This window comes from Mesorhizobium sp. Root554 (assembly GCF_001427025.1).
In the GTDB taxonomy this organism is placed as follows: Bacteria; Pseudomonadota; Alphaproteobacteria; order Rhizobiales; family Rhizobiaceae; genus Mesorhizobium.
This window is the reverse complement of record NZ_LMGA01000001.1, coordinates 1,724,830-1,746,361: the sequence shown is the minus strand read 5'-3', so window position 1 is coordinate 1,746,361 and position 21,532 is coordinate 1,724,830. Positions and strand designations below refer to the sequence as shown.

21 protein-coding genes are annotated in these 21,532 nt (G+C 63.3%); 16 read left to right on the top strand and 5 right to left on the bottom strand.

All coding sequences use genetic code 11. From position 1 onward, the window contains the following. The first annotated feature begins 9 nt into the window (after positions 1 to 9). Positions 10 to 2,463, top strand: coding sequence for a dipeptide ABC transporter ATP-binding protein (locus tag ASD44_RS08420; RefSeq protein ID WP_082542414.1), 2,454 nt, complete (start codon positions 10 to 12; stop codon positions 2,461 to 2,463). 43 nt (positions 2,464 to 2,506) lie between these two features. On the opposite strand, the gene ASD44_RS08415 is transcribed toward ASD44_RS08420, so the two are convergent. Together ASD44_RS08415 and ASD44_RS08410 are read right to left on the bottom strand one after the other, a co-directional pair. Next, positions 2,507 to 3,100, bottom strand: coding sequence for a transglycosylase SLT domain-containing protein (locus ASD44_RS08415; protein ID WP_056110630.1), 594 nt, complete (start codon positions 3,098 to 3,100; stop codon positions 2,507 to 2,509). 149 nt (positions 3,101 to 3,249) lie between these two features. Continuing rightward, positions 3,250 to 4,029 (bottom strand): VOC family protein, encoded by a 780-nt coding sequence (locus ASD44_RS08410; RefSeq protein WP_056110628.1) that lies wholly within the window; start codon positions 4,027 to 4,029, stop codon positions 3,250 to 3,252. 229 nt (positions 4,030 to 4,258) lie between these two features. On the opposite strand from ASD44_RS08410, the gene ASD44_RS08405 reads away from it, so the two are divergent. From ASD44_RS08405 to ASD44_RS08385, 5 genes are all read left to right on the top strand, one after another. Next, entirely contained in the window at positions 4,259 to 5,626 is a 1,368-nt protein-coding gene (locus tag ASD44_RS08405) for an NAD(P)-dependent oxidoreductase (protein WP_056110626.1), read from the top strand. 2 nt (positions 5,627 to 5,628) lie between these two features. After that, the gene (gene preA / locus ASD44_RS08400; RefSeq protein WP_056110624.1) at positions 5,629 to 6,954 is read left to right on the top strand and encodes an NAD-dependent dihydropyrimidine dehydrogenase subunit PreA; all 1,326 of its coding nucleotides are present in this window, start codon (positions 5,629 to 5,631) and stop codon (positions 6,952 to 6,954) included. A 138-nt stretch (positions 6,955 to 7,092) separates the two neighbouring features. Next, positions 7,093 to 7,608, top strand: coding sequence for an Rrf2 family transcriptional regulator (locus ASD44_RS08395; RefSeq protein ID WP_056110622.1), 516 nt, complete (start codon positions 7,093 to 7,095; stop codon positions 7,606 to 7,608). A 13-nt stretch (positions 7,609 to 7,621) separates the two neighbouring features. Next, positions 7,622 to 8,080, top strand: a complete 459-nt coding sequence (locus ASD44_RS08390) for a carboxymuconolactone decarboxylase family protein (protein ID WP_056115723.1) — start codon at positions 7,622 to 7,624, stop codon at positions 8,078 to 8,080. Between the two features lie 57 nt (positions 8,081 to 8,137). Then, on the top strand, positions 8,138 to 8,512 hold the full coding sequence (locus ASD44_RS08385; RefSeq protein WP_056110620.1) for a DoxX family protein: 375 nt from the start codon (positions 8,138 to 8,140) through the stop codon (positions 8,510 to 8,512). A gap of 44 nt (positions 8,513 to 8,556) precedes the next feature. On the opposite strand, the gene ASD44_RS08380 is transcribed toward ASD44_RS08385, so the two are convergent. The 3 genes from ASD44_RS08380 to ASD44_RS08370 form a co-directional block, all read right to left on the bottom strand. Further along, on the bottom strand, positions 8,557 to 10,620 hold the full coding sequence (locus ASD44_RS08380; protein WP_056110619.1) for a TRAP transporter permease: 2,064 nt from the start codon (positions 10,618 to 10,620) through the stop codon (positions 8,557 to 8,559). An 84-nt stretch (positions 10,621 to 10,704) separates the two neighbouring features. Continuing rightward, entirely contained in the window at positions 10,705 to 11,691 is a 987-nt protein-coding gene (locus ASD44_RS08375) for a TAXI family TRAP transporter solute-binding subunit (RefSeq protein WP_056115719.1), read from the bottom strand. A gap of 103 nt (positions 11,692 to 11,794) precedes the next feature. After that, positions 11,795 to 12,439 (bottom strand): TetR family transcriptional regulator C-terminal domain-containing protein, encoded by a 645-nt coding sequence (locus tag ASD44_RS08370; RefSeq protein ID WP_056110617.1) that lies wholly within the window; start codon positions 12,437 to 12,439, stop codon positions 11,795 to 11,797. Positions 12,440 to 12,666: 227 nt separating this feature from the next. Here ASD44_RS08370 and ASD44_RS08365 point away from each other — a divergent pair, with 227 nt between their 5' ends. The 10 genes from ASD44_RS08365 (at position 12,667) to ASD44_RS08320 (ending at position 21,476) form a co-directional block, all read left to right on the top strand. Then, complete coding sequence (locus ASD44_RS08365) at positions 12,667 to 13,995, top strand: aspartate aminotransferase family protein (RefSeq protein WP_056110615.1); 1,329 nt, start codon at positions 12,667 to 12,669, stop codon at positions 13,993 to 13,995. Between the two features lie 264 nt (positions 13,996 to 14,259). Next, the gene (locus ASD44_RS08360) at positions 14,260 to 14,553 is read left to right on the top strand and encodes a cupin domain-containing protein (protein WP_056110613.1); all 294 of its coding nucleotides are present in this window, start codon (positions 14,260 to 14,262) and stop codon (positions 14,551 to 14,553) included. A gap of 8 nt (positions 14,554 to 14,561) precedes the next feature. After that, complete coding sequence (locus ASD44_RS08355) at positions 14,562 to 15,812, top strand: Zn-dependent hydrolase (protein ID WP_056110611.1); 1,251 nt, start codon at positions 14,562 to 14,564, stop codon at positions 15,810 to 15,812. A 4-nt stretch (positions 15,813 to 15,816) separates the two neighbouring features. Then, positions 15,817 to 16,449, top strand: coding sequence for a LysE family translocator (locus ASD44_RS08350; protein ID WP_056110609.1), 633 nt, complete (start codon positions 15,817 to 15,819; stop codon positions 16,447 to 16,449). Further along, positions 16,450 to 17,322 (top strand): hypothetical protein, encoded by an 873-nt coding sequence (locus ASD44_RS08345; RefSeq protein WP_056110607.1) that lies wholly within the window; start codon positions 16,450 to 16,452, stop codon positions 17,320 to 17,322. It begins immediately after the preceding gene. A gap of 10 nt (positions 17,323 to 17,332) precedes the next feature. Then, positions 17,333 to 18,784, top strand: coding sequence for a dihydropyrimidinase (gene hydA, locus ASD44_RS08340; RefSeq protein ID WP_056110605.1), 1,452 nt, complete (start codon positions 17,333 to 17,335; stop codon positions 18,782 to 18,784). A 2-nt stretch (positions 18,785 to 18,786) separates the two neighbouring features. Continuing rightward, entirely contained in the window at positions 18,787 to 19,164 is a 378-nt protein-coding gene (locus ASD44_RS08335) for a hypothetical protein (protein ID WP_056115716.1), read from the top strand. Between the two features lie 82 nt (positions 19,165 to 19,246). Next, positions 19,247 to 20,038: an ABC transporter ATP-binding protein gene (locus tag ASD44_RS08330; RefSeq protein WP_056110603.1), complete on the top strand. Its 792-nt coding sequence runs from the start codon at positions 19,247 to 19,249 to the stop codon at positions 20,036 to 20,038. Between the two features lie 117 nt (positions 20,039 to 20,155). Further along, positions 20,156 to 20,593 carry a DUF559 domain-containing protein gene (locus tag ASD44_RS08325; protein ID WP_244478736.1) on the top strand — a complete coding sequence of 146 codons (438 nt, stop codon included), beginning with the start codon at positions 20,156 to 20,158 and terminating at the stop codon, positions 20,591 to 20,593. Between the two features lie 4 nt (positions 20,594 to 20,597). Continuing rightward, positions 20,598 to 21,476 carry an ABC transporter permease gene (locus ASD44_RS08320; protein WP_056110600.1) on the top strand — a complete coding sequence of 293 codons (879 nt, stop codon included), beginning with the start codon at positions 20,598 to 20,600 and terminating at the stop codon, positions 21,474 to 21,476. Positions 21,477 to 21,532: the final 56 nt, after the last annotated feature.

The following is a 21,532-nucleotide window of genomic DNA, read 5'->3' as shown; positions in this document are numbered from 1 at the left end:
GAACGACCCATGAACGAGGCAGTTCGAAATCCCGAAGAGCCGATCATCGAGATCGAGAATCTCTCCATTTCCTTCTTCACCCGCAAGGGCGAGATACCGGCGGTGATGGATTTCTCCTGCACGGTGATGCCGGGCGAGGCCATGGGCATCGTCGGCGAGAGCGGCTGCGGCAAGTCGACCGTGTCGCTCGGCATCATGCGCGACCTGTCCAATATCGGTAAGATCGTCGGCGGCCGCATCAAGTTCCGGGGCCGGGACATGGGCGACATGTCCGAGGAGGAGCTGCGCGCCATCCGTGGCAACAAGATCGCCATGATCTACCAGGAGCCGATGGCGAGCCTCAACCCTGCGATGAAGATCGGCCAGCAGTTGATGGAAGTGCCGCTGATCCACGACAAGGTTTCGAACGACGAGGCCTACAAGCGGGCGCGGGACATGATTGCCTCGGTCAAGCTTCCGGACCCGGAGCGGATCATGCGCTCCTACCCGCATCAGCTTTCGGGCGGCCAGCAGCAGCGCATCGTCATCGCCATGGCGCTGTTGTCGAAGCCGGCGCTGCTGCTGCTCGACGAGCCGACGACCGCGCTCGATGTGACAGTGGAGGCCGGCATCGTCCAACTGGTCAAGGGACTGGGCAAGGAATTCGGCACGTCGATGATCTTCGTGTCGCACAATCTCGGCCTGATCCTGGAGACATGTGACCGGATAACGGTGATGTATTCCGGTGAGGCGGTGGAAACAGGCAAGATCAAGGACGTGTTCGACAGGATGCGGCATCCCTATACGCAAGGATTGTTCCGCTCGATCCCGCTGCCGGGGGCCGACAAGAACGAGCGTCCGCTGGTTGCCATCCCCGGTCAGCTGCCGCTGCCGCAGGACAGGCCCAAGGGCTGCAATTTCGGTCCGCGCTGCCACCACTTCGTGGAGGGGGTCTGCAACGCCGCCGAAATTCCGATGATCCCGGTGGACGGACACGAAGGGCATTTCTCGCGCTGCGTGCGCTTCAACGAGATCGACTGGGCGGCCATGCCGCCAGGCGCCAAGAAATCCAGCGAGCCGGTCAAGCCCGGAGCGCCGGTGCTCAAGGTGACCGATATGCGGAAATACTACAATGTCGGCGGCGGCGGCATGTTTGGCGGCGGCGCGGGGCGCACCGTCAAGGCCAACGAGACCATCAGCTTCATGGCGCGCGAGAGTGAGACCGTCGCCATCGTCGGCGAGTCCGGCTGCGGCAAGTCCACGCTCGCCAAGGTCCTGCTCGGCCTGGAGACGGCCAGCGCCGGCTCGGTTACGCTCGGCAATGACGAGATCCAGTCGACCGGGATCGAGAACCGCAGCGTCGGAACCGTTTCGGCGATCCAGATGGTGTTCCAGAATCCGTTCGACACGCTCAATCCCAGCCACAGCGTCGGCTCGCAGATCATCCGCACGCTGGAGAAATTCAAGGTCGGCAAGAACACCGCCGAACGGCGCCAGCGCATGCTGGAACTGCTGGACCTCGTCAAGCTTCCGCGCGCCTTCGCCGAACGCAAGCCGCGCCAGCTTTCCGGCGGCCAGAAGCAGCGCATCGGCGTGGCGCGGGCCTTTTCCGGCGCGGCGAAGGTGGTGGTGGCGGACGAGCCGGTCTCGGCGCTGGACGTCTCGGTGCAGGCGGCCGTCACCGAACTGTTGATGGACATCCAGCGCAAGAACAAGACGACGATGCTGTTCATCAGCCACGATCTGTCGGTGGTGCGCTACATCGCCGACCGCGTGGTGGTGATGTATCTCGGCCATATCGTCGAGCAGGGCACGACCGACCAGATATTCGCGCCGCCCTATCATCCCTATACGGAGGCGCTGCTGTCGGCGATCCCGATTGCCGACACGTCGGTGGTGAAGAAGCACATCGTGCTGGAAGGCGACATTCCCTCGGCGATGAACCCGCCCAGCGGCTGCCCGTTCCAGACCCGCTGCCGCTACAAGAGCCTGGTGCCGGACAATCTGTGCGAAACGCAGCTTCCGCCGTTGAAGGACCTCGGCAACGGTCACGCCAGTCTTTGCTGGCTCGCAGACGATGTGCTGGCCGAGATGGAGCCGGTCATCAGCTTCGACCGCGACCATGCGGCTCATGAAGGTGAGCCGGAGGACGTTGTTCCGCATCGGGAGCGTTCGGTTCCTGGCGGCGATCCGGGATTTGCCGCACCGCCGCCCAAGCGGCCTCGCGGCAAGCGCGCCGCGCCCGCGGCGGGCAGGCTGGGGGACGCGGCGGAGGAAGCGGAAAGCCGTGGCCGCACTCGCCGCCAGGAGACGCGCGACGAAAGCGGCGGTCAGAAGGCGGGTGCGCCGCGGCGAACCGAAAATTCAACGGTGGCGCCGTTCAAACAGGCCGAGGCCGGCAGCGGCCGCCAGGCGGTAGATCCGGACGCACCGTCAGCTTTCGAGCCGACGGAAAAGGAAAACGGGAAGCCGCGTCGGAAATAGGATCGGCGGTCTCGCTGGCCTGACCAGGGCTGCCTCAGCTGCCTCAGCTGCCGCATTGGCGCAACTGCGCCTCATACTTCCGAGCCATCGCATCGGTATCCCGCGCATAGCGCTGCAGGCTGGCGTTGCTGCGCCACTCGCCGCGCTTGTAGGCGGTCCAGCCCATGTAATAGGCCAGGTAGAGATTGTAGGTATCGTTCTTGGCGACGCCGAGCGTGTCGGCGGTCTTGGAGTGATACCAGCCGACGAAGTCCACCGCGTCGCTGAAGTTTGTGCGGCGGGCCGACCAGTTGCCGCTTTCCATCTGATATTGCGACCATGTGCCGTCAAGCGCCTGCGAATAGCCATAGGCGCTGGACTGGTGCTTCCAGGGGATGAAGCCGAGCAGCTTGGTGCGCGGCGGGCGGGCGTTGCTCTTGAAACCGGATTCCTTGCGCAGTGTCGCCATCAGCACCGGAACCGGCACGCCGTATTTGCGCTCGGCCTTCTGCGCGTGGCTTTGCCAGTTGTTGAACCAGCCGTCCTGCTGGTCGAAAACGGCGCAGACATCGTTGATATGGCTGGGCGCCGTGGCGCAGGCCGAAAGGGCCAGCACCGCGCAAACCGCTAAAACTCGACTAAACCTGTACGCAACCATGCGCCGAGCAATAGTCCTGAATCATAAAAGGAATCTTTCGCGATTCCTTAACGGGCTTTGGCCGGCACTCCTGAGACGTTGAATCAGGCCGTTGCCGCGGAGAATCCGGACAACGGCCCAAGACGATGAAATCGCAGCGGTCCTGTATGTCAGGCGCCGGCGCGGCCGGGCGCGACCATGGCGAAGCGGGCGCCCTGGGGGTCGAGGCATTGCGCGACCCACTGGCCGCCGGGCACTTCCATCGGCTCCATCAGCGTCTTGCCGCCACGGTCGCGCGTCTTCTTCACCGCCGCGTCGATGTCGGGGACATTGGTGTAGAACAGCCAGCCGTTCGGCGCACTCTTGTCGCTCTTGTTCATCATGCCGCCGACGGGGACGCCGTCGACGGCGAAAATCTGGTAGGTGCCCATCGGCCCCATATCCATCGCCTCATCCCTAGTCCAGCCGAACTGGTCGGAATAGAAATCGAACGCGGCCTGCCAGTCGTCCGTGTAGAGGTCGTGCCAGCCGATATGCCCCTGAGTGTCCATCGGTATTTCCGGCTGGTCGGGACCCTCGGGCTTCAGGAACATGAACATCGCGCCCTGCGGATCGGAGACAACGGCGAAGCGCCCGACATCGGGGATATTAGCCGGCCCGCGATGCACCATACCGCCGGCCTTCTTCAACGCGTTGGCCGACGCATCGGTGTCGGCGGAATAGATGTACCCAACCCATGCGGGCGGCATACCCCTGGCGCCATCGGGCAGGTTCATGATGCCGGCGACGCCGCGCTCAGCCGAATTCATGACGATGTAGGGTCTGCCGGACATGTCGTTAGCGGGCCACGGCTCAGGATGCCAGCCGACGACGCCCGCATAGAAATCCCGGGCCACGTCGATGTAGCTCGTCATCAGTTCGTACCAGAAAAATGAAGGGGTTTTCGGCATGGATAGTCTCCTTGTATCCGTCCGACGGTGGACGTCACCCTAGGACGAAACCGCCAACAGGAATCCGACATTTGAATTGGAGATTCTTTGACCAGCAGAGGCGGGAAACATGACTATAACTGTCATATTTTTTTACAATGAAAACATTGCGTTGCGCTGAAAGTTGACCAATTGATAAAAAAATAAAACGTGCTAGCCTTTGCCGACTGGAAAGGAAATGGGGACCTGCATGGCGACTGCTCATTTCAAGGAAGGCATTGCCGGGGAACGGCTTTCCCCTGCGGAATATGCGGACAATTTCTCCGACCTGCATCCGCCGCTCGATCATCACGAGGCGCTGGTCGAATCCGACCGCTGCTATTTCTGCTACGACGCGCCCTGCATGAATGCGTGTCCGACCTCGATCGACATTCCGCTGTTCATCCGCCAGATTTCGACCGGCAATCCGCTCGGTTCGGCCAAGACGATCTTCGACCAGAACATCCTTGGCGGCATGTGCGCCCGCGTCTGCCCGACCGAGACGCTGTGCGAGGAGGTCTGCGTGCGCGAGATCGCCGAAGGCAAGCCGGTGCAGATCGGCCGGCTGCAGCGCTATGCCACCGATATCGCCATGGAGGAAAACAAGCAGTTCTATCCGCGCGCGGCGTCGACCGGCAGGACGGTCGCTGTCGTCGGGGCAGGGCCGGCAGGGCTCGCCGCAGCGCACCGGCTGGCGCGCCATGGTCACGACGTGACGGTGCTCGATGCAAGGGCGAAGGCGGGTGGCCTCAATGAATACGGCATCGCCGCCTACAAGAGCGTCGACGATTTCGCCCAGGCGGAGGTCGACTACGTGACGGCCATTGGCGGCATCGACATCCAGAACGGCAAGGCGCTCGGCGTCGATTATCAACTCGCCGATCTGGTGAGGGACTATGACGCCGTGTTCCTCGGCATGGGCCTCGGCGGCGTCAACGCGCTGCGGGCGGAAGGCGAGGGGGCCGACGGCGTCGCCAACGCCGTGGATTTCATCGCGGAACTGCGTCAGGCGAGCGATCTCGGTTCATTGCCGGTCGGCCGCCGCGTCGTCGTCATCGGCGGCGGCATGACCGCTATCGACGCCGCCGTGCAATCGAAGCTGCTGGGCGCGGAGGAAGTGACGATCTGCTACCGTCGCGGCCAGGAGCATATGAACGCCTCCGAGTTCGAGCAGGATCTGGCCGCGGCCAACGGCGTCACCATCCGCCATTGGCTGCAGCCGAAGCGCGTCATCGCCGATGGCGGCAAGGTTTCGGGTATCGAACTCGAATACACCGCGCTGACGGGCGAGACGCTGGCTGGAACAGGCGAAACGATTACGCTGATCGCCGACCAGGTGTTCAAGGCGATCGGCCAGTCCTTCGTGCCTGGGGCGCTGAACGGCTCGGGCGCCGCAATCGAACTGGACGGCGGGCGCATCAAGGTTGACGCCGAAGGCCGCACCTCCATGGCCAAGGTCTGGGCGGGAGGCGACTGCGTCGTCGATGGCCGCGAGGATCTGACTGTCTCGGCGGTCGCCGCCGGCCGCGATGCGGCGGAGAGCATTCACCGGGCACTCACCTCGAACGGGAGGGCATGAGCATGGCAGACATCCGCAACGATTTCGTCGGCATCAAGTCGCCCAATCCGTTCTGGCTGGCGTCGGCGCCGCCGACCGACAAGGCCTACAATGTCATCCGCGCCTTCAAGGCAGGGTGGGGCGGCGTGGTGTGGAAGACGCTGGGCGAGGAAGGCCCGCCGGTCGTCAACGTCAACGGCCCGCGCTACGGCGCGATCTGGGGCGCCGACCGTCGTCTGCTCGGCCTCAACAACATCGAACTGATCACCGACCGCGATCTGCAGACCAACCTGCGCGAGATGAAGCAGGTCAAGATGGAGTGGCCGGACCGGGCGCTGGTCGCCTCGATCATGGTTCCGTGCGAAGAAAACGCCTGGAAAGCGATCCTGCCACTGGTCGAGGAAACCGGGGCTGACGGCATCGAGCTGAATTTCGGCTGTCCGCACGGCATGAGCGAGCGCGGCATGGGCGCCGCCGTCGGCCAGGTGCCGGAATATATCGAAATGGTCGTGCGCTGGTGCAAGCAGTACACCCGAATGCCGGTCATCACCAAGCTGACGCCGAACATCACCGACATCCGCAAGCCGGCGCGCGCGGCGAAGGCCGGCGGAACGGACGCGGTGTCGCTGATCAACACCATCAATTCGATCACCGGCGTCAATCTGGATTCATTCTCACCGGAGCCGATGATCGACGGCAAGGGCACGCATGGCGGCTATTGCGGCCCGGCGGTGAAGCCGATCGCCATGAACATGGTGGCCGAGATCGCCCGCGATCCCGAGACGCGCGGCCTGCCGATCTCCGGAATCGGTGGCATCACCACATGGCGCGACGCGGCCGAATTCATGGCGCTGGGGGCCGGCAATGTGCAGGTTTGCACCGCCGCCATGACCTACGGTTTCAAGATCGTGCAGGAGATGATCTCCGGTTTGGAAAGCTGGATGGACGAGAAGGGCCACCGTTCGCTGGGCGACATCGTCGGCCGCGCCACGCCCAACGTCACCGACTGGCAGTATCTCAACCTCAACTATGTGGCCAAGGCCCATATCGACCAGGACGCCTGCATCCAGTGCGGCCGCTGCCACATCGCCTGCGAGGACACTTCGCACCAGGCCATCACCTCGATGGTCGATGGCGTCCGCCATTTCGAAGTCATGGAAGACGAGTGCGTCGGCTGCAATCTGTGCGTCAATGTCTGCCCGGTCGATGGCTGCATCACCATGGAGCCGCTCGCCGCCGGCGTGATGGACCAGCGCACCGGCAAGCCGGTGTCGCCCGTCTACGCCAACTGGACGACGCATCCCAACAATCCGATGGCCAAGCCAAAGATGCCGGAACCGGCGGAATAGGGACTCCTCCCGAAGCAGACGAAATCGCCGCGTTGCGTATGGGCGGTTTCGTCTGCTGGGGCAGGAGTTTTTCTTTGCGCCTATTGACGATAAAAAATATCCAGGATATATTGAATCCATGATTAAGGGACGAAAGCAATGAAGCTCAGCGAAGGCGTAGAAGCGGCCATCCACTGCGCGGCGACACTGGCCGGCGTCGAAGCCGGCGCGACCATTCCCGGCGCAGCGCTTGCCGAACAGTTCAGCCTGTCGCCGAGCTATCTGCTCAAGCACCTCAACGCGTTGACCGCGGCGCGCATTCTCGAATCCGTGCCCGGCCCGGCAGGCGGCTATCGCCTGGCGCGGCCGGCGGAGACGATCTCGCTGCTCGACATCGTGCTGGCGGTGGATGGACCGCAGCCGGCGTTCCGCTGCGGCGAGATCCGCCGCAACGGGCCGGTGAAGCTGCCGGCCTCGGCCTATGTAAAACCCTGCGGCATCAATGCCGCCATGCTGCGGGCCGAGAAGGCCTACCGCGCCGCGCTTGCCGGCGAGAAGCTTTCCGGCATCGTGCATGACTTCATGACCGACGCCGATCCCCGTTCGGTCGCCGCCGGATGCGCCTTCGTCGCGCGTCATCAGCGACCGCAAAAACCCCAACCATCCAAGCCGTAAGAAAGGAAAGATGATGAAACAGAGATTGCAATTCTTCGCCAAGGCGCCCGAGCTGATGAAGCAGGTGCAGGCGCTCAACAAGGCGGTTGAGGAAAGCGGCCTCGAAAAGAGCCTGCTGCATCTGGTCAAGCTGCGCGCCTCGCAGATCAATGGCTGTTCCTTCTGCGTCGACATGCACAGCAAGGAAGCGCTGGCCGACGGCGATACCCTGCAGCGCGTCATCATGGTTTCAGCGTGGAAGGAATCGCCGCTGTTTTCGGAGCGCGAGCGCGCCGCGCTCGCCTATACCGAAGCGGTGACGCTGATCTCGAACGCCGGCGTGCCGGACGCGCTCTACGAGGCGACACTGAAGCACTTTTCGGAAGAAGAGCTGGTCAAGCTCAGCGTGGCGATCGGCACGATCAATGTCTGGAACCGGCTGTGCGTGCCGTTCCACGCCATTCATCCGGTGGCGGCGGCCAAGGCTGCGTAAATGCGTCGCCGGGGCGCGGCCTGTCAGCGCCCCGGCTTTTCATTTGGGAACAAGGACATGTTTTCGGATTTTACCGATTTGATTCAGTTTGCCGGGCGTCTGCTGATTGGCGGTGCCTTCGTCTTTGCCGGCCTCCGCAACATCCAGAACCGCGCCCTGCTGACCGGGCTGATGACAGCGCGCGACGTGCCACTGGGAGGCACCGTCCTGTGGCTCGGCATCGTTCTGCAGGTGGCGGCGGGAGCGCTCATGATTGCCGGGGTCCGGACCGGCTATGCAACCCTTGGATTGATCGCGTTCCTGATCGTCGCGACGCCGATCTTCCACAATTTCTGGAACTATCAGGGCGCCGAGCGCGGCGCCAAGATCAATGGCGTCGTCGGCAACATCGCCTTGCTGGGCGGTCTGCTGGTGCTGCTTGCAGATTCATGAAGCAAGCGCCGGCCGCGAACGCTCGCGGCCGGCAACCTCCAGCATCAGGAGGCAATCGCCGCCTGTGCCCGGTTTTCGATGATCTGGCGTATGAGGACCGGTATCGTCAGCGCCACGCCGATCAAGGTGGAATAGAGTTCCGGCGCAACCATCAGGAATGCGGCCACCACCAGCAAGACGTTTTCCCATGGCTTCGTGCGCACCAGCATGAAGCGTGACAGCGCCGCGCCGAGACAGGTGATGCCATAGGCACAGCCGAAGAAGGCGAGGAAGAAATCCGGCCAGTTGAAGTCTTTCGTCACCAGCAGCAGCGACGGCGAAAAGACGAAGACGAAGGGCACCAGCACCTTGCCGAGGCCTAGCCGGAAGGCCGTGTTGCCGGTCTTGAAGGGGTCGGCGCCCGCCATGCCGGCCGCCGCGTAGGCGGCAAGCGCAACAGGCGGTGTGATGTCCGCGAGCAACCCGTAATAGAAGACGAAGAAGTGCGCCACGATCGGTTCGGTGCCGAGCAGGACAAGCGCCGGCGCGGCGATGGTCACCATGATGATGTAGTTCGCCGTTGTCGGAATGCCGCAGCCCATCAGGATGCAGACGGCGCCGGTCATGATGAGCGTGAACAGCAGGGTCAGCGTCGTGGGAGCCACGATCGAGGCTGGCAGGATATCGCCGAACTGGGTGGCCAGTTGTGCCGCGGTAGACGTCACGATGTAGGAGAGCTTGAAGCCGACGCCGGTCAGCGTGACAATGCCGACGACGATGCCGACGGTCGCCGCGGCCGCGCCGACGGCGAGCGCGTATTTCGCGCCGTCGCGCAGGCAGACGACGATATCGGAGACGGACATGCGCCGCCTGGGGTTGAGCAGGCCGACGACGATACAGAGCGTGATGCCCCAAAACGCGGCCAGATAGGGCGTATAGCCGGACAAAAGCACGCCGATCAGCACGACCAGCGGGATGATCGTCGGCCAGTCCCGTTTCAGCGCCTCCTTGATGTCTGGCATTTCATCGGGCCGCAACCCGCGCAGGCCGGTGCGCTTGGCCTCGAAATGCACCTGCATCAGCACGCCGAAGAAGTGCATGAAGGCCGGGATGATCGCCGCGACGATGATCGTCGTATAGGGCAGTTCGAGGAACTCGATCATCAGGAAGGCCGCCGCGCCCATGATCGGCGGCGTCACCTGGCCGCCGGTCGAGGAGGCGGCTTCGACGGCGGCGGCGAAGTTGCGCTTGTAGCCGAGCTTGATCATCGCCGGGATGGTCAGCGAACCGACGGTGACGGTGTTCGCCACCGACGAGCCGGAAATCATGCCGAACAGCGCCGAGCCGAAGATCGAAACCTTGGCCGGTCCACCGGCATATCGCCCCGCCACCCACGCGGCGCAGTCGAGGAACAGCTGACCAAGGCCGATGCGATTGGCGAAGACGCCGAACAGGACGAAGTGGAAGACGTAGGTCGCCACGACGCCCAGGGCGATGCCGTATATGCCTTGCGTCGTCAGGTAGAGATGGTTGACCAGCTGCGAGATGCTGTTGCCGGGATGGATCAGGATGCTCGGCATGTACTGGCCGAACAGGGCATAGAGCATGAAGACGACGGCGATGATCGGCAGCGGGATGCCGACCGAGCGGCGCGTCGCCTCCAGCAGAAGCACGATCAGCGTGAGGCCCAGCCCGACATCGAGCGTCGTCGGATTGCCGACGCGGAAGGCGAGGTCGTCGAGCGGAATGAGCGGGACGTGGGCGACGGCAATGACCGCGGCGATGGCCAGCAGCCAGTCGTAGAGCGGAATGCCGAGGGGACTGAGCAGCGTCGATTTCGGATGCCGGTCGTAGCCGGTCTTGGTCAGCGGAAAAACCAGGAAGACCAGCGCCAGCACCATGGAAAGGTGGATGCCTCGATGCACCATCTCCTGCAGCAGGCCGAAGCCGGCGGTGTAGTAGTGGAAGATCGACAGCGCGAGAAGAAGGAAGCCGACGAGATATCCGGCGTTTGTCGTCAGGGTGCGGAAGCGGATTTCGGAATCGAATTTCTCTTCCAGCTCGCGCGTCTTTTCCACGTCGATATCCAACGCCTCGAGACGGATCTTCTGGTTGTCTTCGTTGCTCATCGCTGCGGCCGCTCCCCTTTCATGAATGAGGCGGAAGGTTTGCCTTCCGCCTCATCGTTTTTCTCGCGTTCGGCAGGCGACAGCTTATTTCAGCGCGCCGGCTTCCTTGTAGAAGCGCTCGGCGCCCGGATGGAAGGGAATGCCGGCGCTGGTGGTGGCGTTTTCCAGCGTTATCAGCTTGCCCTTGGCATGGCCGGCCTGCAGCGACTTCTGGTTGGCTTCGCTATAGAGCGCCTTGACGATGTTGTAGACGAGATCGTCGGTCTGCTTGGCGCTGGTGACCCACTGTGCCGCGACCGAGATCGTCTTGGTTTCGCCGACGTTCTTGTAGGTGTTGGCGGGCACGGTGTCGGTCGAGAAGAATTTCTGCTCGGAAAGCAGCTTGTCCGCCTCCGGCCCGGTGATTGGCACCAAGGTGATGTTGTTGGTCGCCGCCAGTTCGACGATAGCGCCGGTCGGATAGCCGCCGACGAAGAAATAGGCATCCATCGCGCCATCCTGCAGCCTTTCGCCGGCCGGGCCGGGCTTCAGATATTCCGGCTGGATGTCCTTTTCGGTGATGCCGTAGGCGGACAGGACGAGGCGCGCATCGACGATCGTGCCGGAACCGGGTTCGTCCATCGAGACGCGCTTGCCCTTGAGGTCGGCGACCGACTTGATGCCGGCGTCGGCGCGGGCGACGAGGTGGATGGTTTCCGGGTAGAGCGTTGCGACGAGCCGCAAATCCTCGACCTTGGGCTTGCCCTCATAGAGGCCGGTGCCGGAATAGGCCCAGTAGGCGACGTCCGACTGCGTGAAGCCGGATTCGGAAGCGCCGGACTGGATGGCGCTGATGTTGGCGACCGATCCGTTGGAGGCGACGGCGCTGGCCACGAGGCCTTCGACACCGCTGCCGCTGGTGGCCGAGATGGCGTTCGCGATGAGGCCGCCGATCGGATAGTAGGTGCCGGAGGTTCCCCCGGTGCCGATGCGGAAGAACGCCTGCTGCGCCCTCGCTGCGCCTGTCGCCGCTGCCAGCGCCAAAGCGCCGACGCCGGCGGAGAATGTGCGGCGGGTGATTGAGAACGTCATCATAAGCCTCCCTGTTTTCACTCAAAGAAGACAGCATGTTGCAGGGGTGGATTGCTTGTCAACTCGCAATGCCCAGCCTGCTGTCATCTCCTCCATCGCTCGTCTATTCAGGCTTCGGTCTCAGACCCTCGATGAAAAGCTGCTCGAGGAACCGCGCCGCGTCCTCGAAGCGGCCGTCGCTGCCCCGGTCGGGACCGAGCACGGCGCGCACCTGCACGTCGAAATCGGCGTAGTGCTGGGTCGTCGCCCAGATCGAGAAGATCAGGTGATAGGGGTCGGTGTGCATGATCCTGCCGGCGCGCATCCAGCCCTTGATGACCGCTACCTTGTCGTCGACCAGGGTTTTCAGCTCGCCCTCGATCAGCGGCATGATGCGCGGCGCGCCCTGCAGGATCTCGTTGGCGAAGAGCCGGCTTTCGCGCGGAAAATCGCGCGCCATCTCCAGCTTGCGGCGGATATAGCTGCGCAATTCCGTCAGCGGGTCGCCGATGTCGTCGAGTTCGCGCAAGGGCGCCAGCCAGGTGTCGAGCAGGCGCTGGATCAGCGTCTCGTGGATGTCTTCCTTGCGGTGGAAATAATACAGCAGGTTCGGCTTCGACATGCCGGCGGCCTCGGCGATCTGGTCGATGGTGGCGCCGCGAAAACCGTTGGCCGAGAACACTTCGAGCGCGGCTTCGAGGATGAGTTCGCGCTTTTCCGTCTGGATGCGGGTGCGGCGGGGCGCGGCCGCCTTGACGGTCGTGGTCATTGCCTGTCGATCCGGTTCCGGCGATCTATCTGGACCAATGTTCTGGACCAGTTTTTGCCAGCCTGTGGAGCGCTTTGAGGTTCCTGCATTTCCGCTAGTAATCCCTTGACCGCCGTCATGGCGGTGCTAACGTTTGTCCATCCGGTCAAAATTTTCGTAGCACGAAAACGCGCCGAAGACCAAGCGTTGGCAGCAGCGAAACAGGTACGGAAAAGGGAAGCTTGGTCATGTCAAACCGGCTCAAGGTCACGCCGAACGATCTCAGCGCATTCTGGATGCCTTTCACGGCGAACCGGCAGTTCAAGCAGGCGCCGCGCATGCTGGTCGCCGCGAAGGACATGCACTACACCGCCAGCGACGGCCGCAAGATTCTCGACGGCACGGCCGGCCTGTGGTGCGTCAATGCCGGCCATTGCCGGCCCAAGATCACCGAGGCGATCCAGACGCAGGCGGCAGAGCTTGACTATGCGCCGGCGTTCCAGATGGGGCATCCGATCGTGTTCGAACTGGCGAACCGTCTGGTCGACGTCGCGCCGGAAGGCATGGACCATGTGTTCTTCACCAATTCCGGATCGGAATCGGTCGATACGGCGCTCAAGATGGCGCTTGCCTACCACCGGGCGCGCGGGGAGGGGTCGCGTACCCGGCTGATCGGCCGCGAGCGCGGCTATCACGGCGTCAACTTCGGTGGCATCTCGGTCGGCGGCATCGTCACCAACCGCAAGATGTTCGGCACGCTGCTGGCCGGCGTGGATCACATGCCGCACACGCATCTGCCGGCAAAGAACGCCTTCACCCGCGGCGTGCCCGAGCACGGCGCCGAGCTGGCGGACGAGCTGGAGCGCATCGTCGCGCTGCACGACGCCTCGACCATCGCCGCCGTCATCGTCGAGCCGGTGGCGGGATCGACCGGCGTCATCCTGCCGCCGAAGGGCTATCTCAAGCGGCTGCGCGACATCTGCACCAAGCATGGCATATTGCTGATCTTCGATGAGGTCATCACCGGCTTCGGCCGGCTCGGCACACCGTTTGCCGCCGACTATTTCGGCGTCACGCCCGACATCATCACCACCGCCAAGGGTGTCTCCAACGGCGTCATCCCGATGGGCGCGGTGTTCGCCACCAGGGAAATCCACGACACGTTCATGAACGGCCCCGAGCACATGATCGAGTTCTTCCACGGCTATACCTATTCCGGCAACCCGATCGCCTGCGCCGCGGCGCTCGCCACGCTCGACACCTACAAGGAAGAGGGGCTGCTGACGCGCGGCGCCGAGCTCGCGCCCTATTGGGAGGATGCGCTGCATTCGCTGAAGGGCGAGCCGCACGTCATCGATATTCGCAACATCGGCCTGATTGGCGCCATCGAGCTTTCGCCGATCGCCGGACAGCCGACCAAGCGGGCCTTCTCGGCCTTCGTGAAGGCGTTCGAGCGCGGCGCGCTGATCCGCACCACCGGCGACATCATCGCGCTGTCGCCGCCGCTCATCATCAGCAAGGGACAGATCGATGAATTGATCGATCACGTCCGCGAGGTGCTGAGGGCGGTGGACTAGGGTCAGGATCTGCTAATATGATCGAAATGGCGCCGGAAACGGCAAAGAGATGCAAAGAGAGGACCGAGGGTCGATGTGGTTCCATCGGCCGAGGGCTTCGACGCGGCAGCTCGAAGCCGTTTCGGCGTCCTTCGGACGTGTTCCATCTGGCCCGCGACTTTGTCGCGAAGAACTTGAAAGCCATTTGGCTTCCTGCGTCTTCGCTCCGCGTATCCGGCCAGATGGCCGCACACCATTTCGACCAGATTGACAGGTCCTGACCCTATGCTGCGCGCGCGGGAAGTCGCCAATCCGACGGTCCTGGTTGACGACGACCGCGTCAAGGTCACGCGTTGGGACTTCGCGCCGGGCGCGGAAACCGGTTGGCACCGTCACGGCATGGATTACGTCGTGACGACGCTGACGCCGTGCACCTTCCTGCTGGAAGAGCCGGGCGGCGGAACGCGGACCGTCGACATGGCGGCGGGGCTCGCATACCGTCGCGAGGAGGGCGTCGAGCATAACGTCGTCAATGGCGGAACCGAGCCGATGGCGTTCATCGAGGTCGAACTGAAATAGGAGACTACATGGCGGCACCGGGCGAAAATCTTCGAATCAATCCAGATCGTTTGTGGGATTCCCTCATGGAGATGGCGAAGATCGGCCCGGGCGTCGCCGGCGGCAACAACCGCCAGACGCTGACCGACGAGGACGGCGAGGGCCGGCATTTGTTCAAGAGCTGGTGCGAGAAGGCCGGGCTCACCATGGGCCTCGACCGGATGGGCACCATGTTCGCGCGGCGCGAGGGAACCGATCCGGAGGCGCTGCCGGTCTATGTCGGCAGCCATCTCGATACGCAGCCGACCGGCGGCAAGTATGACGGCGTGCTGGGCGTGCTGGGCGGGCTGGAGGTCATCCGCACGCTCGACGATCTCGGCATCAGGACGAAGCATCCGATCGTCGTCGTGAACTGGACCAACGAAGAAGGCGCGCGCTTTGCACCGGCGATGCTGGCGTCCGGCGTGTTCGCCGGCGTGCATGAGCAGGACTGGGCCTACGACCGCAAGGACAAGGACGGCAAGCGCTTCGGCGAGGAGCTGGCGCGCATCGGCTGGAAGGGCGACGAGGAGGTCGGCGCACGCAAGATGCACGCCTATTTCGAACTGCATATCGAGCAGGGTCCGATCCTCGAGGACGAGGACATCGAGATCGGCGTCGTCACCCACGGCCAGGGCCTCAAATGGCTGCAGGTGACCCTGACCGGCAAGGAAAGCCACACCGGCTCGACGCCGATGCCGAAGCGGCGCAACGCCGGGCTCGGCATGGCGCGGGTGACCGAACTGGTGCACGAGGTGGCGATGGACTACCAGCCGGACGCGGTCGGCGCGATCGGCCACATGGAGGTCTATCCGAACTCCCGAAACATCATCGCCGGCCGCACCGTCTTCACCATCGACATCCGCTCGCCGAACAAGGAGGTGCTGGACGAGATGGATGAGCGCATCCGCAGCGGCATCGCGCTGATCTGCGAGGCGCTGGATATCGGTTTCGAAGTCGAGCAGGTCGGCCATTTCGACCCGGTGACGTTCGACGAGAATTGCGTGCGCGCGGTGCGCGAGGCGGCCGAGCGGCTGGGCTATACGCACCGCAACATCGTGTCCGGCGCCGGGCACGACGCCTGCTGGGTCAACCGGGTGGCGCCGGCGGCGATGGTGATGTGTCCTTGCGTCGACGGGCTTTCGCACAACGAGGCGGAGGAGATTTCCAAGGAGTGGGCGGCGGCCGGCACGGACGTGCTGTTCCATGCGGTTGTGGAAACGGCGGAGATCGTAGGGTGAAGACATGACCTCTTCCACGATCCTCGCCTTCGCCGCTATGGCGGCCCTGCTGATCATGTCGCCAGGACCGAATGGCGTTCTGATCGCCAAGACCGTGCCGACATCGGGAAAAGCCGCGGGTTTCGCCAATATCGCCGGCTTTGCCACTGCGTTCTTCATGCACGGCACGTTTGCGATATTCGGCCTGTCGGTGCTTGTGCTGCAGTCGGCCAATCTGTTCCTGGCCGTCAAGCTTGTCGGCGCGGTCTATCTGATCTGGATCGGCGTCAAGGCGCTGATCGAGGCGCTGCGCGGCAGGCCGGCGGACGTTTTGAAAGTTGCTCCGGCGCGCAATCCGCGCACGCTGGCAAAGGCCTTCGGCGAGGGGTTCCTGACCAACGCACTCAACCCGAAAGTCGCGATGTTCTATATCGCGGCTTTTCCGCAGTTCGTTCCACATAGCAGTTCGCCTCTCAGCGCGTTCATGCTCGTCGCCGTTCATGCGCTTTTGAATATGCTTTGGTTCGGGCCGATGGTGCTTTTGTTCGAGCGGCTGTCGAAGGTGGCGCGGAGCGGCAGGGTGCAACGCGCGGTCAAGGCGCTGACCGGCGCGGTGTTCGTTGGCTTCGGCATCAAACTCGCCACATTGAGGACCTGAATGGACGTCGAGCTCCTCCTCCAGGGCGTCATCCGGTTCTCGAACTTCATGACGTCGCGCCTTTTGGTGGCGGGCGTCGTGTTCTACGTCATTTCCGGGTTCATCCCGATCGGCAACACGACGGACGGCTTCCTGCCCAGCATCGACCTGTTGAACGGCGTGGTGCAGAACTACCAGAACATCTTCGACACGCTCGGCGTGTCCGATTTCGCCATCCTGCTCATCCTGTTCATCTTCCTGACGACGATCCACCTGGTCTATGTCGCGTTCGAGCGTGTGGGTTTCTACCTGCCGCCGGCGATCATCCCGCTCTCCGGCTGGACGGCGATCGACGACATCACCTGGAAGGCGTTCCAGACGCTGCGCGAGGCGCGCGGCGAGGAGCACACCGAGGAAGAAAACCAGCGGCTCTACGATTTTTCGAAGAAGCTGCGGGAGATCGAGATCGCCAGCGACGACTACACCAAGAACAAGGTGCAGGGCACATTGTCGACATTCCGCATCTCCAAGTCGTTCGTGGTGTTTTCGCTGGGCATGTGGATCTACGCCGAACTGAGCGGACGGTATGCCGGCAACCCGCATTACCTGCTGATCATCTTCGCGGTGGCGATCATCACCGTGTTCCTGTCGATCCTGTCGATCTTCCGCATGAACCATCAGCGCATCAACAGGCTGCGCGAGGACATCATCGCCGAAATTCTCGAGTTTTCGCGCATCTGGTGCAGCGAGGAGCACCAGCGCAAGATCGCCATGGATTGCGTGCCGACCAAGGAACTGAAGCCTGCGACGCTTGCCGTGGCGGTGCCGGTGTTCGGCACGCTGGATGCGTTGATGAAGGATTTGCGGAACTGGCGCTCACGGCGCCTGGGGTAAGGAGAAAGTCATGTCCAGGGTCATCAGGAACGGCACGATCGTCACCGCGGACCGCAGCTACAAGGCCGATGTGAAGATCGACGGCGGCAGGATCGTCGAGATCGGCCAAAACCTGTCGGGCGACGAGAGTTTCGACGCCAGCGGCTGCTATGTGATGCCGGGCGGCATCGACCCGCACACGCATCTCGAAATGCCTTTCATGGGCACCTATTCGGCCGACGATTTCGAGAGCGGCACGCGCGCCGCGCTGGCCGGCGGCACGACGATGGTGGTGGATTTCTGCCTGCCGGCGCCGCGGCAATCGCTGCTCGAGGCGCTGCAGATGTGGGACAACAAGACGTCCAAGGCCGCCTGCGACTACTCTTTCCACATGGCGGTCACCTGGTGGGACAAGCAGGTCTTCGACGAGATGAAGACCGTGGTCGACAAGGGCATCACCTCGTTCAAGCACTTCATGGCCTACAAGGGCTCGCTGATGGTCAATGACGACGAGATGCTGGCGTCGTTCCAGCGCTGCGCCGAACTGGGCGCGCTGCCGCTCGTCCATGCCGAGAACGGCGACGTGGTCGCGGCCCTGTCGCAGAAGCTGCTCGCCGAAGGCAATAACGGGCCGGAAGGCCACGCCTATTCGCGACCGCCGGAAGTCGAGGGCGAGGCGACCAACCGCGCCATCATGATCGCCGACATGGCCGGCGTGCCGCTCTATGTCGTGCACACATCCTGCGAGCAGAGCCACGAGGCGATCCGCCGGGCGCGGCAGAAGGGGATGCGCGTCTATGGCGAGCCGCTGATCCAGCACCTGACGCTGGATGAAACCGAATATTTCAACAAGGACTGGGACCACGCGGCGCGCCGGGTGATGAGCCCGCCCTTCCGCAACAAGCAGCATCAGGATTCGCTGTGGGCCGGTCTCTCTGCGGGTTCGCTACAGGTGGTGGCGACGGACCATTGCGCCTTCACCACCCAACAGAAGCGCACCGGCGTCGACGATTTCACAAAGATCCCGAACGGCACTGGCGGGCTGGAGGACAGGCTGCCTGTGTTGTGGACGAAGGGCGTCAACACCGGGCGGCTGACCAAGGAGGAGTTCGTCGCGGTGACCTCCACCAACATCGCCAAGATTCTCAACATGTATCCCAAGAAGGGCGCGGTGGTCGAAGGCGCGGACGCCGACCTGATCGTCTGGGACCCGAAGCGCAGGAAGACGATCTCGGCCAAGGGCCAGCAATCGGTGATCGACTACAATGTCTTCGAGGGTGTCGAAGTCACCGGCCTGCCGCGCTTCGTGTTCACGCGCGGCGAACTGGCGATCCAGGAGAACGAGGTGAAGACGAAGCCCGGCCATGGCGAGTTCGTCGCCCGCCAGCCGCACCAGGCGGTCAACCGGGCGCTTTCGACCTGGAAGGAACTGGTCGCGCCGCGCAAGGTCGAGCGCAGCGGCATCCCGGCGAGCGGGGTTTGACGGTGCGCTGTCTGACGGTTCTCGCTGCTGCGCTGTCGCTACTGGTTGCCAGTTCTGCCCTGGCCGCGTCCGTGGACCTGTCCAGGCCGCACGGAAACAAGTCCGGCTGCATCAACAAGGATGGGCAGGAGGTCTATGCCGAGGACATGCTGCTCCTGACCGGCGAGTCCCTTGTCACCATCACAAGCGCCTGCACCTTCACGGCCAAGGAACCGCAAGCCGATGGCTCGCTCAAGGTGGGGGCGGATTGCGAAAGCGAAGGCGAGGAAGGAACCTCGCCGGCGACCTTCGTCATCAAGCAGAGCCCCAAGAACCCAAAAATCCTTGTGATCTCGGACGATACGGGCTTCACCATGGGCGAAGTATCGCTATGCAAGTGACGAGCCCGATGAACAAGGCCGATCCCATGACTGCTGAAATGACCGGTGATTGCCCATGGGCATGGCAGGATAGAAGCCGCCCATGACAACAGCATCGCCAGCCGTGGTTGCGGCAAGCAAGCTCGGCCTCACCTTCCAGACCAATGACGGCCCCGTGCAGGCGCTCGCCGATGTCGATCTCACCATTGGCAAGGGCGAGTTCGTCTCCTTCATCGGCCCGTCCGGCTGCGGCAAGACCACTTTGCTGCGCGTCATCGCCGATCTGGAAAAGCCCACCTCCGGCACGATTGCCGTGAACGGCATGACGCCGGAGCAGGCGCGCGAGGCGCGGGCCTACGGCTATGTGTTCCAGGCGGCGGCGCTGTTTCCCTGGCGCACCATCGACGCCAATGTCGCGCTGCCGCTGGAGATCATGGGGCTGCCCAAGGCCGAGCAGAAAGAGCGCATCCGCCGCACGCTGGAGCTGGTCAACCTTGCCGGTTTCGAGAAGAAATATCCCTGGCAGCTTTCCGGCGGCATGCAACAGCGCGCTTCGATCGCGCGCGCGCTCGCCTTCGATGCGGACCTTCTTTTGATGGACGAGCCGTTCGGGGCGCTGGACGAGATCGTGCGCGATCACCTCAACGAGCAGCTGCTGGAATTGTGGGCGCGCACGAACAAGACGATCTGCTTCGTCACCCATTCGATTCCGGAAGCCGTCTATCTCTCCACCCGCATCGTGGTGATGTCACCGCGGCCGGGCCGGGTGACCGACGTGATCGAATCGACGCTGCCGAAGGAACGCCCGCTGGATATCCGCGAGACGCCGGAGTTTCTGGCCATCGCGGCAAGAGTGCGCGACGGACTCAGGGCAGGGCACAGCTATGAGGATTGAAAAACGACTGATGTCCTTCGGAAGTCAGCGTACCCCCACCCCTAACCCCTCCCCACAAGGGGGAGGGGGACTTGGCGTGCGGCAGCTTCCCCTCCCCCTTGTGGGGAGGGGTTAGGGGTGGGGGTGCTCGGCGTGTCAACGGCTATCGACCCGAAGGTCATCCCACGCGCCCGCAGATTGCGGCGCAACATGACGGAAGGCGAACGAAAGCTCTGGGCGGAGCTTAGCCAGTTCCGGCGTTGGTATGGGATTCATATCCGCAAGCAGGCGCCAATCGGATATTATGTCGTCGACTTTGTCATCCACGAACACCGGCTGGTCATGGAGGTGGACGGCGAGCACCATTTTACGCCGGAAGGCCAGAGGCGGGATCGCGAACGCGACGAGTGGCTCGCAGGTGAGGGCTATACAGTCCTGCGTTTCAACACAGGCGAGTTGTCAGATAACTTCAGTGGCTGCATCGAAGAGATTTTGGGCGTTCTCGGCTTGATGGATGGTCGCAGGCGTACCCCCACCCCTAACCCCTCCCCACAGGGGGGAGGGGGACTTGGATAGCGCCATGGACTCCCTCCGTTCCAAGTTTCTCCCCGTCACCAGCATCCTCGCCGGCATCGTCGTCATCTGGTATGTCGGCGTCTTCTTCATGAACGCGCCGTTCCAGCGCGATCTCGACCGCCGGGCCGGCGTCACGTCTTCATTTTCCGAGCTCGTCGCCAAGACCATGTCGCAGCCGAAGCCGACGCTGCCGGCGCCGCATCAGGTGGCGCAGAATTTTTTCGAGAACACATTCCTGCGCAAGATCACCTCGAACCGCAGTCTCGTCTACCACGCCTGGGTGACGCTCTCCTCGACGCTGCTCGGCTTCGCCATGGGCACGGTTCTGGGCATCGTCATCGCGGTCGGCATCGTGCATGTGACGACGCTCGACCGCAGCCTGATGCCGTGGATCATCGCGTCGCAGACGATCCCGATCCTCGCCGTCGCACCGATGATCATCGTGGTGCTGGCCGCGGTCGGCATCACCGGGCTGATCCCAAAGGCGCTGATCTCGACCTATCTGTCGTTCTTCCCGGTGGCCGTCGGCATGGTGAAGGGCTTGCGGTCGCCCGAACTCATGAACCTCGACCTGATGCACACCTACAATGCAAGCCGGGCGCAGACTTTCTGGAAATTGCGGGTGCCGGCGTCTGTGCCATATCTGTTCGCCTCCATGAAAGTCGCTGTCGCGGCCAGCCTTGTCGGCGCCATCGTCGGCGAGCTGCCGACGGGCGCGGTGGCGGGCATCGGCGCAAAGCTTCTGGCCGGCGCCTATTACAGCCAGACCATCGACATCTGGTCGGCGCTGGTGGCCGGGTCGGTGGTCGCGGCATTGCTGGTCGTAGTCGTCGGGCTGGCCGGCCGGATTGTCGATCGCGCCATGGGCGGGAGGCCGGTGTGAGATTTTGTATGTCGCGCACCCCCACCCCTAACCCCTCCCCACAAGGGGGAGGGGAA